General features: G+C 37.6%; 16 protein-coding genes. 14 read left to right on the plus strand and 2 right to left on the minus strand.

Annotated elements, in window-relative coordinates:
* Positions 1-253: 253 nt before the first annotated feature.
* Positions 254-958, minus strand: coding sequence for a helix-turn-helix domain-containing protein (locus KQI58_RS12210; RefSeq protein WP_216409370.1), 705 nt, complete (start codon positions 956-958; stop codon positions 254-256).
* Positions 959-1,336: 378 nt separating this feature from the next.
* On the opposite strand from KQI58_RS12210, the gene KQI58_RS12215 reads away from it, so the two are divergent.
* The 4 genes from KQI58_RS12215 to KQI58_RS12230 all read left to right on the plus strand — a co-directional run bounded on the left by KQI58_RS12215 (position 1,337) and on the right by KQI58_RS12230 (position 5,111).
* Positions 1,337-2,479, plus strand: coding sequence for an efflux RND transporter periplasmic adaptor subunit (locus tag KQI58_RS12215; RefSeq protein ID WP_216409371.1), 1,143 nt, complete (start codon positions 1,337-1,339; stop codon positions 2,477-2,479).
* Positions 2,472-3,149 carry an ABC transporter ATP-binding protein gene (locus KQI58_RS12220; RefSeq protein ID WP_216409372.1) on the plus strand — a complete coding sequence of 226 codons (678 nt, stop codon included), beginning with the start codon at positions 2,472-2,474 and terminating at the stop codon, positions 3,147-3,149. Before KQI58_RS12215 ends, KQI58_RS12220 begins: the two co-directional genes overlap by 8 nt.
* Positions 3,146-4,351: an ABC transporter permease gene (locus tag KQI58_RS12225; RefSeq protein WP_216409373.1), complete on the plus strand. Its 1,206-nt coding sequence runs from the start codon at positions 3,146-3,148 to the stop codon at positions 4,349-4,351. The genes KQI58_RS12220 and KQI58_RS12225 overlap by 4 nt, the downstream gene beginning before the upstream one ends.
* A 166-nt stretch (positions 4,352-4,517) precedes the next feature.
* The gene (locus KQI58_RS12230; protein ID WP_216409374.1) at positions 4,518-5,111 is read left to right on the plus strand and encodes a helix-turn-helix domain-containing protein; all 594 of its coding nucleotides are present in this window, start codon (positions 4,518-4,520) and stop codon (positions 5,109-5,111) included.
* 181 nt (positions 5,112-5,292) lie between these two features.
* On the opposite strand, the gene KQI58_RS12235 is transcribed toward KQI58_RS12230, so the two are convergent.
* On the minus strand, positions 5,293-5,670 hold the full coding sequence (locus KQI58_RS12235) for a hypothetical protein (RefSeq protein WP_216409375.1): 378 nt from the start codon (positions 5,668-5,670) through the stop codon (positions 5,293-5,295).
* Positions 5,671-5,823: 153 nt separating this feature from the next.
* Here KQI58_RS12235 and KQI58_RS12240 point away from each other — a divergent pair, with 153 nt between their 5' ends.
* The 10 genes from KQI58_RS12240 (at position 5,824) to KQI58_RS12280 (ending at position 15,428) form a co-directional block, all read left to right on the plus strand.
* Entirely contained in the window at positions 5,824-6,798 is a 975-nt protein-coding gene (locus tag KQI58_RS12240; RefSeq protein WP_216409376.1) for a tRNA dihydrouridine synthase, read from the plus strand.
* A 213-nt stretch (positions 6,799-7,011) separates the two neighbouring features.
* The gene (locus KQI58_RS12245; protein WP_216409377.1) at positions 7,012-7,527 is read left to right on the plus strand and encodes a macro domain-containing protein; all 516 of its coding nucleotides are present in this window, start codon (positions 7,012-7,014) and stop codon (positions 7,525-7,527) included.
* A gap of 69 nt (positions 7,528-7,596) precedes the next feature.
* The gene (locus KQI58_RS12250) at positions 7,597-7,983 is read left to right on the plus strand and encodes an ASCH domain-containing protein (protein ID WP_216409378.1); all 387 of its coding nucleotides are present in this window, start codon (positions 7,597-7,599) and stop codon (positions 7,981-7,983) included.
* A 535-nt stretch (positions 7,984-8,518) separates the two neighbouring features.
* Entirely contained in the window at positions 8,519-9,175 is a 657-nt protein-coding gene (locus KQI58_RS12255) for a pilin N-terminal domain-containing protein (protein WP_216409379.1), read from the plus strand.
* Entirely contained in the window at positions 9,172-9,828 is a 657-nt protein-coding gene (locus KQI58_RS22740) for a pilin N-terminal domain-containing protein (RefSeq protein ID WP_253295927.1), read from the plus strand. The genes KQI58_RS12255 and KQI58_RS22740 overlap by 4 nt, the downstream gene beginning before the upstream one ends.
* A gap of 126 nt (positions 9,829-9,954) precedes the next feature.
* Positions 9,955-10,812 carry a SpaA isopeptide-forming pilin-related protein gene (locus tag KQI58_RS22745; RefSeq protein WP_367397937.1) on the plus strand — a complete coding sequence of 286 codons (858 nt, stop codon included), beginning with the start codon at positions 9,955-9,957 and terminating at the stop codon, positions 10,810-10,812.
* A gap of 481 nt (positions 10,813-11,293) precedes the next feature.
* Positions 11,294-12,817, plus strand: a complete 1,524-nt coding sequence (locus KQI58_RS12265; RefSeq protein WP_216409380.1) for a helix-turn-helix domain-containing protein — start codon at positions 11,294-11,296, stop codon at positions 12,815-12,817.
* A gap of 19 nt (positions 12,818-12,836) precedes the next feature.
* Complete coding sequence (locus KQI58_RS12270) at positions 12,837-13,136, plus strand: nucleotide pyrophosphohydrolase (RefSeq protein WP_216409381.1); 300 nt, start codon at positions 12,837-12,839, stop codon at positions 13,134-13,136.
* A gap of 463 nt (positions 13,137-13,599) precedes the next feature.
* A complete protein-coding gene (lepB, locus tag KQI58_RS12275; RefSeq protein WP_253295928.1) occupies positions 13,600-14,160 on the plus strand; it encodes a signal peptidase I in 561 nt (186 codons plus the stop codon).
* Between the two features lie 62 nt (positions 14,161-14,222).
* Positions 14,223-15,428 (plus strand): DUF7601 domain-containing protein, encoded by a 1,206-nt coding sequence (locus KQI58_RS12280; protein ID WP_216409382.1) that lies wholly within the window; start codon positions 14,223-14,225, stop codon positions 15,426-15,428.
* Positions 15,429-15,430: the final 2 nt, after the last annotated feature.

Below are 15,430 nucleotides of genomic sequence, written 5' to 3' on the forward strand. Positions count from 1 at the left end.
GAGCATCTGCCGAGAAGCATCAGATCCGAGGAGACTCATTTTCAAGGGCAATCGGAGCAATAACAGGAAGGTTTCATGACACCTTATAAATTTTGTCAAAAAAAGGGTTGCCATTCCATTTTCTATAAAATTGTCTATCAATGAACTGTCTCCTTATATTGTTAAACCTAAGAAATAAAATAAGCATCCTTCTATTTGTTATTATGAAAATGAGGTGAGTCATCAACCCTTTCCATAAGCGTCTTAGCGTTAATTAGCTCATATTTTTTTCTATTTCACTGAATAATAAGTCACCTAAAAAATACCCTTTGTTCCAAGATGTGGTCAATTCGCCATCAGGAAACTGATAGATAGCTAGTTTCTTTTTGATTCGATTGGTTAAGTTAGAAAGCTGACATAAGTTGGATCTTGTTGCTTCTGTTTCCCAAATTAGAGAGCATAATTTTTCTCGGGAGAGCACTTTTCCATCTTTTTGATAGTCATGGAGATGGTACAATAACTTTTTTTCGTTTGAAGAAAGATTGAAAAAGAATAGCTCAGAATTCTTTTCTTTTCGTAAGCTATGATTCCTGCCGACAGCAAAATCTGTATTTTCTTGTTTACTTGTGAGTTTAGCAATTTTTTCCATGATCTCCATATCTGTTGCCTCGGGTTCAATCCAATCATCAATGACTGTGATCAAAGGAGAAAATTCTGATTTTTTTAGCTCTTCTTTATTTCCTTTTCTCAAAATAGCCAAACCATTTTTCTTGAAAGAGGTATAAGACTTCGAAATATCTAAAGTAGAGACAGTATCACTAAAAATGACTAATGAGAAATACTTGATAATCTGAGGAAAAAATTGCGCATCATCTAATAGATCGCAAGAACAATATACTTCATCATTCGAACGTTGCAGGATTGCTTGCAGCTCTCTTTCCACCATTAGATTTTTTGTTATGATTAATATTCTTGCCATACATACCACTCCTATCAGCGAATAAATATCTAGGATTAATCAAAAATCACCCTTTAATTAATTCCCCTTATTTCTTTGTTATTACTGCAATCCTACAGTATCAAAAATAGACCAAATATTTTTTCCTTCTTTTTAATTTTTTTAATTCATAAATTAAATTTTTAAATAAAATACATTTGGATATCGAATTATAATATGTAGTTTGTTGTTAGTTATAAAACTATGTAACGGTCTGATAGGTTTATTGAGTTTTATAAACAAAAAGCCCTAAATTTTTTTCGGCATTACTTTTTTGTTAGTTTATACTGTGCTGATTCGATGTTGAAAAATTTTCTGGCCTTGTAAACTGACTATAGAAAGCTTATTTGGAGGAAATTTATGAAGAAGAAAGCAAAGTTTATGTTAGTCGGAGTGACCGGTTTAGTGATAGCAGGATGTGTTTTTTTTGCATTAAATTCAAAAGAGAAGGAATCACCCTACCATGTCTTTACAGTGAAAGCAGCTGATCCGTTACAACTGAAAGGTAAAGTGGAACCACTTAAGAAGCAGCTCTATTTTTTTGATGGAAATAAAGGAGTAATTAAAAATATTCCTGTGACTAACGGGGAAGAGGTCGCAATAGGAACGCCATTAATTGAGTATCAAAATGAGGCCGTGGAAAATGAAACAGTCTCACAGCGGCACGCGGTAGAAAAAAGTTCTTTAGATGCTTCCCAAGCAGAAGCGACCGTAGCTGCAAATGAAAGACAAGTCCAAACAATCACCAATCAAATCAACGATATACAGCAAAAAATGGCACAAGCAAAAGAAGAAGAAAAAGCGGCCTTAAATGAACAATTAAAACAGCAGCAGGGAGAATTGCAAACAGCAAATGATCAATTGAGTCAGTCACGTTTTGCAGTACAAGGTGCTTATGAGGATGTTCAATCAGCTAAAGATGTATTAGCCGACCAACAGAAACAAGCATCATCGACAGTCAGTTCAGAAATTACTGGGATTGCCTCAGTGGATGAAAAAGGAAAAGGGACTCCTGAAGTTCCTGTAGTGGCAGTATCCAGCAAGGAGAAACAGGTCAAAGGAATCGTTACGGAATATGACTTAGACAAATTGGTGCCTGGTCAAACGGTTCAAGTAACGACGGTCGGCAATAATAAAAAGGTTGACGGGACGATTAAGAGTATTGCTGCTAGTGCGTTACCAACTAGTGGGGACAACAGTAATGTCGCTTCCTACGAATTTACTGTAGAAGGGAACTTTCCTTGGACCGACGATTTATCAACTTTAGTAACTTTGCAGCAAAAGCAGCTTTTGTTGCCTGATTCTGCGATAAAGAAAACAAAAAATGAGCAATATGTTTATAAATATGTAAATGGCAAGGTCAAGAAAACAGCGATTCAAATAGTAACTGTCAGTGGGCATAATATAGTACAAAAAGGATTGAAGGCCAATGATAAAATCATTGAAAATCCAGATGAGGCGCTAAAGGACGGTTCGGAAATTCAGGTAGCTGCGAATGATTAAGTTGGAGCATGTCTATAAATATTATGAGACCGGGGACACACAATTAACGGTTCTAGAAGACATCAATTTTTCAATTGATGCAGGAGAGTTTGTTGCTATTATGGGCCCTTCTGGTTCAGGAAAATCGACATTGATTAATCTTTTAGGATTTATCGATCGTCATTTTGACGGAAAGTATCTATTTGACGGACGAGAAATTGGAGATTTCAAGGATGAAGAATTATCTGAGATTCGCAATCGCTCTGTAGGGTTTGTTTTTCAAAATTTTAGTTTGATTGAAAATTTATCAGTAGCTGAAAATGTTGAATTGCCTCTTTTATATAAAGGGGCTAAACATAATGAAACACAAAAGAAAGTGAAGGCTGCCTTAACAAGAGTCGGATTATCAGAAAAACTGAATCAGCTTCCTAAGCAATTATCTGGTGGACAGCAGCAGCGAGTGGCCATTGCTCGAGCGTTGATTAATCAGCCGAGTTTTATTATTGCAGATGAACCAACCGGGGCACTAGATACCCACACAACGGATGAAATCATGCAGCTATTCAAGCAGCTTAACGATGAAGGTGTAACGATCATTTTAGTAACACACGATCCAGAAACAGTTGTTTACTGTGATCGGCTATTAAAAATCAGAGATGGGAAAATGATCGAGGAGGTGCTGCAGTCGTGAAAAAGTACATTCTCTGGAGGACAGCCTTTCGCTCCATCTTTAAAAATAAACGCCGTAGTTTCTTAACGATGGTCGGTATCATTATAGGGATTGCTGCAGTTATCACGATTGTTGCTTTAGGAAATGGATTTAAACGAAATATTTTATCTGAAACAACTGGTGCAGATGAAACAGGACAAACCAAATACATCAATATTAAATACAATGATTTTGATAATTTGGTCAGTGACAATAGCGGTATTTCACAGACTGATAAAAACATGGTTGCAAATCTGCCGGAGATAAAGAGTGTTTCTTATTATAAAGCGACGAAAAAAGACAGCAATCCAACGATTGATTTTTATGATAAAAATACTAAGTTGACAATGACCGTTAATCCGACGAAGGAAACAAATTTATCTATTTTAAATGGACGTCAGCTGAATGCTGCGGACAGTGATGGTTTGAATAAGGTTGTTGTTCTTGATGAGGTTGTAGCAAAACAGCTTTTTGGCTCAAAAGAAGCAGCATTGAATAAAGGCTTTGATTTAAATGGTCAAGTTTTTACAGTTGTTGGTGTATCTGCAAATACTTCGGGTGAAATCGGACCACAAAACTATGAACCATTGGCCTTTTTTCCAAAAAAGACGTACACACGCTATTTAGGAAAAAAAGAGGATCATTCCGTTTTGGCGATTAAGTTCAATGCAAAAGCGAATGACGAAGCGGCAATGACGAAGGTATTAAAACAGCTCAACATGAATGGCGAGAGTCGGGCGATGGGGGAATATCAAAGCTATGATCCAAGCTCTGAAATTAAACAGTTAGGATCAATGCTAGATCAGATGACTCTTTTCATCAGCGCAGTAGCGGCTATTTCATTATTTATCGCGGGTGTCGGTGTAATGAATATGATGTATATCTCGGTCTCAGAACGAACCAAGGAAATCGGGATTCGGCGCGCACTTGGGGCAAATGCCAGATCAATCAAATTACAATTTCTGTTTGAAGGGATCGTTTTAACAGTAAGCGGCGGTATTATCGGCTATATTTTAGGTATTCTGATTGCTTTTGGAGCCTCCTTTGCTCTGCCGTTTTCTGTCCGTCCAGATATGATGACGGTATTCATTTCGATTGGCACCTCGGTTTTGATCGGAGTAGGCTTTAGTTATTTACCAGCCTCAGCGGCGGCTAAAAAAGAATTAATCGATATTTTGAAATAACTATCACTTTTTAAACAGCCGAATGAATGAATCACGCAACAGTGACTATTATTTAGCTAAACCTTCTGAAAATGGTAAAATTTAGGTATTCAACTAACAGTTGAGAGTGAATTTTATGATTTCAACAGAAGGTTTATTGTTTGATAGAATACTGGAGGGTATATTCATGGTAGAGATCGGAGCTAAAATTAAAGAGTTGAGAGAAGCGAAAAAAATGTCGCAAAAGGATTTGGCTGATTATCTGAATGTGACTCCGCAAGCTGTTTCAAAGTGGGAGAGAAATAAAAGTTATCCTGATTTGGACATGCTGGTTCGATTGAGCAACTATTTTCAGATATCTACGGATGAACTTTTAGGAAATTCAAAACCGTCATTTTTGGCTTCTTTCTTTTCTAAAATCAAAGGAGAAGAGGACATGGATAAGTCGATCGCGATTAAAAAATATCCCAAAGGAAAAGTACCCAAAGCAGTAAGTATTGATAATATGTCTGGTTTTTTACGGATTACCTTTGATAATGGGGAGATACGTTATTTAAGGTCACATTTTTTTGAGGGAATGTTGGATATATTTACGCCGAAAAAAAAGAGGCCCAAACAAAATTTGTTTGGGTTTGGTAGATATACCTCCTCTCATTGGATTGGTTCAGAGTTTGAGTTCATGGAGTCGGGCGAAGTGATTCTAAATGGTACGGATTCTTATTCACCGGAAGAGCTTTGGTATGATAGTAAAGCGCATATTAATGAACTTCCATTCCCTTAGTTAGTCATAGTTTGTTTTCAACAGGCGTCTCTTTTTCATAGTAAGGCTTGTTAAAAAGTATCTTGAGAGCCGCTGGAGAATGACAGTGAAGAATTTGTTCGTGAGTAAAAAATAAACACATTGAAGCTCCTTTTCATCAGATAAAGGAATTTCAATGTGTTGTTAATCTGTAGTGAAATCGTTAAAAATTTAGAATCCGTGGATAGAAGCTCGTTGGACTGACCAAGAAATCAGATTCTTTTAGCTGGAGTTCTTGGATCAGCAGTTCTTTCAATTCTTCAAGTGAGAGCAGCGTGTTGACTCGATATATTTTTGTCCCGTAATTGATCCATTCGCCAATATACAGCAAACTGCCTACGCCGCGAATATCTGGTTTTCCTTTGTAAAAAAGAACCATGTGATCGAGGATCGCTTTCCCGTCAACGGAGTACACTAGGTTTTCTGGATCGCGCTCGATCGGTCGTCCGACTTTTTCGTACAATGCCAGTGGTTCTCTTCCCCAGATGTCTTGCTCATTATCATCACTTTTATTTTTTGGGGCTTTCTTTTTAAAAAACATCAGACTCTCCCCCAATCCGTATATTTACTTATCATTATCCCACTGAACTAAAATCGTGTCTACAGTTTTCAGTCGAATAAACTAGACCTTTGCTTCTTGTTTCAAACCTTAGTATAATGACGTTGTTTTGATATTTAGGAGGAAGTATACATAATGAATAATAATTTTTGGGTGGAGCTGCCAAAGCCCTTTTTTATCTTGGCACCGATGGAAGATGTGACAGATGTGGTGTTTCGTCATGTAGTAAAAGAAGCGGGAGCTCCGGATGTATTTTTTACAGAATTTACGAATTCAGATAGTTTTTGCCATCCGGATGGGATCGAAAGTGTTCGTGGACGATTGGCCTTCACGGAGAATGAACAGCCGATGGTGGCGCATATCTGGGGAGATAAGCCAGAATTTTTCCGTGAGATGAGTATCGCGTTAGCGGATATGGGCTTTAAAGGAATTGATTTGAATATGGGCTGCCCAGTACCAAATGTCGCGGAGCGCGGCAAAGGCAGCGGCTTGATTTTGCGTCCGGAGGTTGCAGCAGAATTGATTGAAGCGGTCAAAGCGGGTGGGCTACCAGTCAGTGTGAAGACACGGCTTGGTTTTACTGACACTGCTGAGATGGAGAAATGGATCAGTCATTTATTGAAGCAAGATATTGCGAATCTTTCGGTTCACATGCGGACGCGCAAAGAGATGAGTAAGGTGGAGGCGCACTGGGAGCTGATCCCTCGAATCGTAGAGCTGCGAGATGAGATCGCGCCACAAACGTTGATTACTATTAATGGAGACATTTTAGATCGTCAGATGGGGCTGGAGCTTGCCGAAAAATATGGTGTGGACGGCTTGATGATCGGACGCGGGATTTTCAAGAATCCATATGCCTTTGAGAAAGAACCGAAGGCGCATTCGCCGAAAGAATTGATCGGGTTGCTGCGGCTGCAGCTTGATTTACAGGACAAATACGCGGAGCAGGTTCCTCGCTCGATTGTTGGTCTGCATCGTTTCTTTAAAATCTATGTTAAGGGATTCCCTGGTGCAAATGATCTGCGGGTGAGCTTAATGAATACTAAGTCAACTGCTGAGGTTCGAGAGATTTTGGCTGACTTTGAAAATCAGCATGAAGAAATTATTTAGGAGATATTTGGAATAATATCAGCAGGTATAGCAAAAAGAAATGAGTGGTTGGTTCTGCAGGCGAATAGCAGGACTGGTCACTTTTTTTTATTTCTTCCGAGGGGTGCGGTAATTATCTCGGTTCTATTAGTCCCACGATTTTCATGGAGCTTGGTATAATAGGAAAGAAAGCTTGTGTATTTTCAACATCTGACAAAGTTAAGGAGTGTTTTTATGATCGAAGTAAAACTAGGCGATATTTCTCGTCTTACAAATCGAGTGGACGCGATTGTGAATGCTGCAAATACAGCCTTAATTCCTGGAGGAGGTGTAGACGGTGCCTTAAATCAGGCGGCTGGTCCAAAACTGAAGCAAGCGATGGCGAAGATTGGTGGGACACCTACTGGTACCGCTGTGATAACACCAGCCTTTGATTTACCAGCAAGATATGTGATTCATGCGGTAGGTCCGCGTTATATTGATGGCAAACATGAGGAAGAAAAATTATTATATTCAGCCTATGAAGCTGTTTTTCGGTTAGCACGGGAAAACGACATTCGGACACTTGCAGTACCGGTACTGAGCGCCGGTATTTATCGGTATCCGAAAGAAGCGGCGGCCCGCATTTTATATGAAGTCGCTGATCGGGTTGAGAATCAAAGGATTGCTACTCAAGTGATTGTATTTGATGACTCTTGGCTGGAGATTTTTACGAAAATTAGACGTGATATTAAAAATGAAAACGATTAATTATTTTTATCAGGATTTGGAAAAAGTGGTAAACTAGTCTGTAAATAAGCGAAAAGTGAGGCGAATAATTTGAAAGCCATCTCGATTCATCCTGAGCCAGTGATGGACATCCTTCTAGGAAAGAAGACTGAGGAGTACCGTTCATGGACAACCCATCATCGCGGACCCTTGTTAATCTGTTCGACAGCTATCAAGACGCCTGGGTGTATTTCAGGTCATGCTGTTTGTATTGTTGATTTGGTTGATGTAAAAAAATTGGCTGAAGACTCTTATGCGTGGATTTTTGAGAATGTTCGTTGTATCAAACCGTTCCCAATTAAAGGGCAGCGACGTCTATACCATGTACCAGATGAACGGATTGTTGAACCGGAGGCAGGCGAATTTAAGTTTGATGAAGGTGAAAAGGTTGTGACTGAAAATTTTTGGAAAACCCATTATTTAGCGTTAATTAATTAAGATTTTAGAAAAAACGAATAACAATCCCATTCATCTAAAGTAAGAGAATAAACCTAAATAGAGAGGATAAAAAATAAAAAACTTATATTTGTAAAAAATAATAATGAAAAAAGGTTTATAACAAGATGTAGAAATCTAAAATAGGTTTTATCATTTATTATTAGGCTTCCCAATGTTTAAAAATAACTTAATCATAAATTTTAATTGAAAAACATTATTATAAAATTTTATTTAAAATGAGGTATAAGCAAGAAAGGAGGAACGATGGATTGAAAAATATCAGCTTTCAGCTTCGTGATTTATTCATTTCAATTCGTTCTATTAGAAGGACCGAATGAGGCTGACGTTAAAACAATAGCTTTTTTCAGACAAATAGTATAGAAGAAATTTTCGCAAGGTAAGTCAAAAAAAGTTGAGATGTCACTATCTGAATGATTTTTTCGGTTATGAAAATCATTCAAAGGCAGTATTCAATCATTGTGGTTGGATAGCATTGGCTATTATAAAGGGGATTTTTTAAAAGGGGTGATCTGGGTTGAGGAGAATTAGTCTTGTTTTCATGTTGCTGGTCTATTTTTTTTATACAAATACGGCCTTTGCTTTGGAAAAGACAGTTCCACTGATCATCGATACGAAACTAGCTGGTGAAAAGGTTGTGGGGACCGATGAAATTTACTTTGATATTTTTGATTTGACCTCTTGGTCTCAAAAGAATGGACAGACAGAGAAGGAAATTAAGGAATTCTGGTTGAATCAATATCAGAGCAAGAAGCAATTTCAACAATATATTCAACAAACAGCTTTGCTGAAGGTGAATGAGCAACCAGTATCAACTGCAGCTGATGGAATTGCTCGGACGGAGCTTCCTTATCAGCAGCAAGAACATGCAGCAGTGTACCTGTTAGTAGCATCGGGAGAAACTGGCAAGCAAGAATTTTTGCCAATGGTGCTCTTCATGCCGGAAGAGCTTCCTGTAGAGCCGATTCGCCTTTACGGGAAATACCAAGAAATCAAGCAGCAAGAACCAATCGTTGAGCAACAGACAAGTCTGGAAAATAAGGTATTAATAAAAAGGCAATTGCCTCAAACGAATGAATTGACCAGTAATTTTATACTTAGTGGGTTGTTATTGGCAGTAGTCGGGGGCATTGGTCTGATTTATCAAAAACATAGCAGGAGGAGAAATAAATGAAAAGAAAAGCAGCAGGTTTATTAACAGTGATCGTTTGTTTATTACCGTTGATCACAGGAGTATTTGGTTTTGGGGGAGCAGCTCAAGCAGCTGAGGAAGGTAAAGTAGATGTTACCTTGCATAAGAAAAAAATGGACCAATTTCCAACAGCAGACATTGAAAATACTGGGGAGTTAATGGAGGAGTTTAATCAATACGAAGGTCTTCCAGGTGTTACCTTTGAAGCATGGGATATCACTGCTGATTTTTATGCAGCATTAAATAAAACGGTTGATCCGAATGCTTCGAAAGAGGACTATGCAACGGCAGTCAAGAACCTAATGAAAACCTTCAAATTAACCGATGCTGAAAATCGTGTGTCAAAAGGTACCGACGAAACCGATGAAGATGGCTTGGCTAATTTTATCGGCTTGGACAAACGGACGGCAGAAGGAACTTATAAAGTTTATTTCTTTGAAGAAAAACCTAAGGACGGCGTTACTGCTTCTGCTACTCCGTTGATTTTAGTATTACCAGTGGTAAAAAATGATGTAGAAAATACAGACATCCATTTATATCCAAAAAATAAAGTGAAGGGTGAAATCGACAAAGAATTAGTTGATGAAGATGGCAACCCGCTTTTCACAGAACCAGAAGATAAGAAAGACCGTTAAGACTATGAAGTCGGAAAAAAAATCTACTATCATGCTAGCTTCACGATTCCTAACCAAATCGGAGAGGTCATTGAAAAAGGTAGCGGACAACAAACGCGTTACACAAAATTAGAATTTAAGGATGCCGTGTCACAAAATGGTGTGAAATTTGAAGGGATTAATCGTATTTCGATTGGCGATGATGTTACCGATATCAAGGATGCTTTCCTTGATCATGGGGTAGCCGTGTATGCTAACGAAAATTCTCCTTACAATGAAAAGGCTGGATTCACAATCACAATGAATTTAAATGATGCAGTCAGTGACGTTAACAATACTGATTTCCTAACATCAAAAGCAACTGCAGATTACTTGAAAGCCTTTGGTGGGAAAACGATCCATTTCTATTATGCAGTCTCTTTCACGGATGTGACGCCTGTGGATGTGGACGTTAACAATAAATTTGGAGTTGATCTAACTCATGATGGCGGCATAGATCAGCACGAAGAAGACGGAGATGTTCCACCGGTCGTTACAGGCGGGAAAAAATTCTTAAAACACGAATCTGGAAAAGAAAATCAAGCTTTAGCGGGAGCGAAATTCGTTGTTATCAAAAAAGATGGCGGCAAAGAGTATTATTTGACATCTTCGAATAGCAACGTGACCTGGACAGAATTTACTGATGGCGAGACGTTTGAAAATGCGACTCCTTATACATCTACTCAAACAGGCCACATCGAAGTATCTGGATTGGCTTATGGAACGTACTACTTGCGAGAAATTGAAGCACCAAATGGCTTCCAGTTGCTGGCAGAAGACAAAGAATTCTTAGTAGCAAAGGATTCATTTAATGAAACAGCTACATTAAAAATCGCCAACGTATCAAAAGGCGGCTTCTTGCCATCTACTGGTGGGACTGGGATTATTGCCTTTCTAGTTGTAGGTTTAGCCTTAATGTTGGGTGCCTTTATTAGATATCGCCGTATCCAGCAAGCAGCGAATTAATAGAAATTTGGAAAAGCAAGAGCTATTTTAGCCCTTGCTTTTTTATTTTTTGAAAAAAATTGGGATAACCGATAAACGATGATTTTTAACAAAAAATGCTTAAAATCGATGATATTTATGACGGAATACGGCTTAAATTTGCTTTTTACCGTTTTTTTAGTGAGTTCAATGCACTGTTTTTTTCCTTTTTCTTCTTCATCTAAAAAAAAGCAACCCATTAATTACGTATTTTGAATGATTTTGACGAAAAATTGCCAGTATCAGCCATTTATATTATTATTTGTTAACAACATCTAAATGTTTCAAGCGTTTGATATTTCTTTTATTTTAAAAATGGAAAATCACTAAGAAAATAATTCATTGATCAATAGCCCTTCATTTTTTTTATCAAAGTACGAAAATTATGAAGAAATGGCGGACGGGACAGTCAGTTAAAGGGGAAAGTTTTCTAGCAAGTCGTTCTTTTGAGAGGAGAATGATCATGGATTTTCGTTCAGTTTTAGGAACAAGCAACAAACGGCGATTAGCATTACTGGAGCGCCTCTACTATCGTCGCGATGGGTGGTCGAGTGATCAATTATTAAGCGAGTTGAATTGTTCACTGCCAATTTTATTAAATGATATCGAGTTGATCAATGATGAATACCCTGATTTTCAGATTACGAAAACAAAGGGACTTTATCGATTAAATGTGGGGAAAAGGGTTAGTCTAGGGAATCTATATGCCAACATTTTGAATACTAGTCCAGAATTCCAGATTATTGAGGAGCTTCTGTATGAGGAATGCGAAAATATCACCGCGTTAGCCAAAAAGCTGTACCTCAGCTCTTCCAATACGCAGCGCTATTTGAAAAAGTTAGAGAAGGTTTTATCCATGGCGGGTATGGAATTGTGTTATCGTCCCTTACGAGTAGAAGGGAACGAAGGAGAAATCCGAAATTTCTATTATCGTTTTTACAGTGAGAAACAAAATGCGTTTGAAAGTTCGATGCCCAAATTACCAACTAAGCATTATCATATTATCGGAGAATATGTGGAAGAGTTTGTCAGAGTGAATCAAATTCATGAAAAATATGTGTTTCAAAAGCGCTTGATTTATAATTTCTATATTAGTATTTGGCGGGTGAAAAACGGACACGATTATCCGAAGGAAGAGCTGCGGACGGAAGGGTTATTTTTGCCTATGGATATCGAGTATAAGAAATTAAAGCAAGCCGTGCGCGAAGGTGTAGATTTAGAATTGACACCAGAAATGGTGAGAGATGGTCTTTGGTTAATTTTTTCTGATTCGATCGTATTTAGTTTTCAACACCGTGAACTTGCTATGACAGATAATGTAAACTATCAGCAGCTGTTTATGCGTCATTATGAACTCGTGGAAGAATACAATGAAATGTTAGGCTTCCGATTAGAAAAGCAAGTCAGAATTAACTTAACGACAGTTTTATCAAATGATTTCTATATGTATGATCCTCAAGGACAATATGTTTGTTTATTATGGCGCAACAGAACTATGTTTTTATCAGAGGCGTCAAAAATATATAGTCGCGGAGTAGAAAAAATAGCGAATTTAGTAAAAAGGTTTGTTGCGAAATATGAGATGTACCAAGAAGAAGACTTTGTCCGTAACTATATTTATCTACTGATCACGATGGAAGAACGGTGTATGGAATGGCTGGCACATCAAGAACCACTATTAAAAATCTTATTATTATCCGATTTGACTCCTACAGAAGAGAGCTTTTTGGCGAAACAAATATCTGATAAAATTTATGGAAACTTCATAATCAATCATTTTGAGAATCTATCAGGGGGAATCGCTCAGCTGCATTATGAGTTGAAAAATTATGATTGCTTGATTACTACAGGCTCAGCTGAAGGCTTGCCGAATGATTATCCCGTGGTCGTAATTGATCCCTTTTTGACGAGTCAAAGTACACGGTGGATACAAGAAATGATCAGTGAGCTTGAAGAAAAACGGAATTTGGTCACTATGATAGAATAGTAGCGAAAGAAGGTTGAGTATGGATAATAATAGTATGGAAAAAATCAATCAATTTCGCGATGAACGAAACTGGCGTCCTTTTCATAATGAGAAAGATTTGGCCCTGTCGATTTGTTTGGAGGCGGCTGAATTACTAGAGCTTTTTCAGTGGAAAGATTCCGAAGAAGCGCGGACACAAACGGAACGATTGAAGGAAGAATTGGCCGATGTACTGATTTATTCGTATATGATGGCAGATAATTTGGACTTTGATATCGATGAAATCATCAGTGAAAAACTGAAGAAAAATGCGATTAAATATCCGGTAGAAAAAGCGTAGAATTTCGTGGATAGAACAGTTGATTTTTAGAGCAGAGAGATCTGCTCTATTTTTTTGTTTACTGTTATGTGGGATAGGCTACTATTTATAATTTATCTGAAGCAACAATGTTATTTCGCTGTGATAAATAACTAAAACACAATGTTAGTCATTAGATAATGAATTTGGCGAAAATTATTAATAAAAATCCTAATTTAAGTTGATTTATGAGTTATAAATGTGTTATTGTGTGGGATGTCGGATAAATTAATTAATTATTTCGATATTATTCGGATTGAAATTGAGATAAATAATTTTTTAGTTAACAATTGAGTTGAGCCATTTTTTTATATGTGATATTTTATAATTACAAAGAAATTATAAAAAGAAAAATAATCGCTATTATTCTAATAAACATTCTTTAATTTGGTGAAATTGTCTAGCGGTTATTTTATGTCGCTTATTGTAATGGATTGAGAGGAAAATGACTGGTAATAATAAAAAGACTAATTACAACAAATTGAAACGAAAAGCCGGAGACATGAAGGGGTCGTCTTTGTTTGTTCAAGAGCTCTTTTCGTTCATTGTGAAGCTTACGATCGTCGCTGCATTAGCCTACTTAATTATGCATTTTATTTATGGTGTATCTCGTTACTCAGATGATTCCATGGTTCCAGCTGTGAAAGCAGGTGATGTGATTTTGTATTATCGACTGAATAAGAGTTATGTGGCTTCAGACGTTATTACCTTGGAATACAAAGGCGAGTTACAAACGCGACGGGTCGTTGCGATCGAAGGAGATACAGTAGATATCACGGAAGATGGACTGGTGATCAACGGCAGTCTTCAAGTGGAGCAGCAAATTTATGAAGAAACCTTGTCTTATGTAAAAGGAATTGAGTATCCGGTAAAAATCGGAACAGGGGAAGTATTTGTTTTAGGTGATAAGCGAGGAACGGCAATCGACAGTCGGATCTACGGACCAGTCGAAATGAAGGACACGCTAGGTAAAGTGATCACCATTTTGAGGCGAAGAAGTATTTAAGTTTTAAAACCGAAAAGGAAATTGAAACTAAATAGATAAATAGTCTACTAGGAGGAAGGATCATGAAAAAAATTGTAAAGAGGCTTGTTGTTGGACTTGCGACAATAAGTACGGTTGTCGGAATCACGATAGCTGCGGCGACGGAAGCGAAGGCGAATGAAGAAAATAAATCGGATGTAGTAGATTCTGCTGTTCTAACAAAAGAATTTCAAATACCAAACGGAGTTACAGTTCCAGAGGTAGAATTTGGATTTACTGTCACGCCAAAAGGTGTTGAAGATGATGACGGAGTGTTGGATGAATCCAAAGTTGGCGATTGTGTGTCATGGACAATTGATGAGACGATAAAGTTTAATTCATCAGATAAAGTTACGACAGGAAATAAGCTTGAGAAATCAATTAATATTTGGCCCCTTATCAAAGATTTAGAATTTTCACATGCAGGAGTCTATTATTATGACGTTAATGAGAATATTACAGGTAATTCAGTAATTATTGATTCAAAAGCTATTTATAGAGTTCGTATTTTTGTTCAAAATACAGAAGCAGGGCCTAAAGTTTTTGGTTTGATCGTTGAACAGATCCAAGATGATACGGGGACGGAAACAGGTGGGAAAGTCGACCCCACACCAAAACCCAATCATAGTGAGTTTCGCTTTATCAATAGATATTGGGAATTAACAAAGGTTCAAGTGAAAAAAATCGTTGCGGGTGATAGTGGCGACGATATTGGCGATAGAAACAAGGATTTTGAATTTACAATCACATTAAATTTACCAGAAACGACTAAAACAGATTTTACTAAGGTCGACTACAAAAAAACAGACAAAGATGGTAATGAAACTACAGGATCAGTCACTATTGACCATTCGAATTTAACAGGATCACTAGAAATTCTTTTGAAGCATGGTGAAACGATCGAATTCACGAATCTACCTGTTGGTTCAACGTATGAAGTGGTTGAAACAAGCGTGAAGAATTATATCCCATCAGCAGAAGTAACTGGATTGGGAACTTCCGGCTCATCTGATCAATGGGAGGCCACAGAAAAATATACGGTGACCGTTGGTGGTATTACTGATTTGTTTGTTCAAGCAGAAGAAAAATCTTTAGATGGGATTAAGAACACTACTACTGTAACTAACAAGTATAAGCTACCAAATATCACCGGTGTCATCACAGATAACTTGCCGTTCATCCTAATGATCCTTGTTGCAGGTGCAGGAATCGTCTTCTTAACAGTAAGTAAACGTAGAAGAGCGAACTAAAA

Origin of the sequence: Enterococcus raffinosus (assembly GCF_018917525.1) — a bacterium.
Lineage (GTDB): Bacteria > Bacillota > Bacilli > Lactobacillales > Enterococcaceae > Enterococcus_A > Enterococcus_A raffinosus_A.

Bases quoted from the DNA above. Each gene is read 5' to 3' on its own strand.
- KQI58_RS12215 (WP_216409371.1), top strand. From the start codon at position 1,337: ATGAAGAAGAAAGCAAAGTTTATGTTAGTCGGAGTGACCGGTTTAGTG.
- KQI58_RS12280 (WP_216409382.1), top strand. From the start codon at position 14,223: ATGAAAAAAATTGTAAAGAGGCTTGTTGTTGGACTTGCGACAATAAGT.
- KQI58_RS12265 (WP_216409380.1), top strand. From the start codon at position 11,294: ATGGATTTTCGTTCAGTTTTAGGAACAAGCAACAAACGGCGATTAGCA.
- KQI58_RS12220 (WP_216409372.1), top strand. From the start codon at position 2,472: ATGATTAAGTTGGAGCATGTCTATAAATATTATGAGACCGGGGACACA.
- KQI58_RS12210 (WP_216409370.1), bottom strand. From the start codon at position 958: ATGGCAAGAATATTAATCATAACAAAAAATCTAATGGTGGAAAGAGAG.
- KQI58_RS12240 (WP_216409376.1), top strand. From the start codon at position 5,824: ATGAATAATAATTTTTGGGTGGAGCTGCCAAAGCCCTTTTTTATCTTG.
- KQI58_RS12235 (WP_216409375.1), bottom strand. From the start codon at position 5,670: ATGTTTTTTAAAAAGAAAGCCCCAAAAAATAAAAGTGATGATAATGAG.
- KQI58_RS22740 (WP_253295927.1), top strand. From the start codon at position 9,172: ATGAAAAGAAAAGCAGCAGGTTTATTAACAGTGATCGTTTGTTTATTA.
- lepB (WP_253295928.1), top strand. From the start codon at position 13,600: ATGACTGGTAATAATAAAAAGACTAATTACAACAAATTGAAACGAAAA.
- KQI58_RS12245 (WP_216409377.1), top strand. From the start codon at position 7,012: ATGATCGAAGTAAAACTAGGCGATATTTCTCGTCTTACAAATCGAGTG.
- KQI58_RS12270 (WP_216409381.1), top strand. From the start codon at position 12,837: ATGGATAATAATAGTATGGAAAAAATCAATCAATTTCGCGATGAACGA.
- KQI58_RS12230 (WP_216409374.1), top strand. From the start codon at position 4,518: ATGGTAGAGATCGGAGCTAAAATTAAAGAGTTGAGAGAAGCGAAAAAA.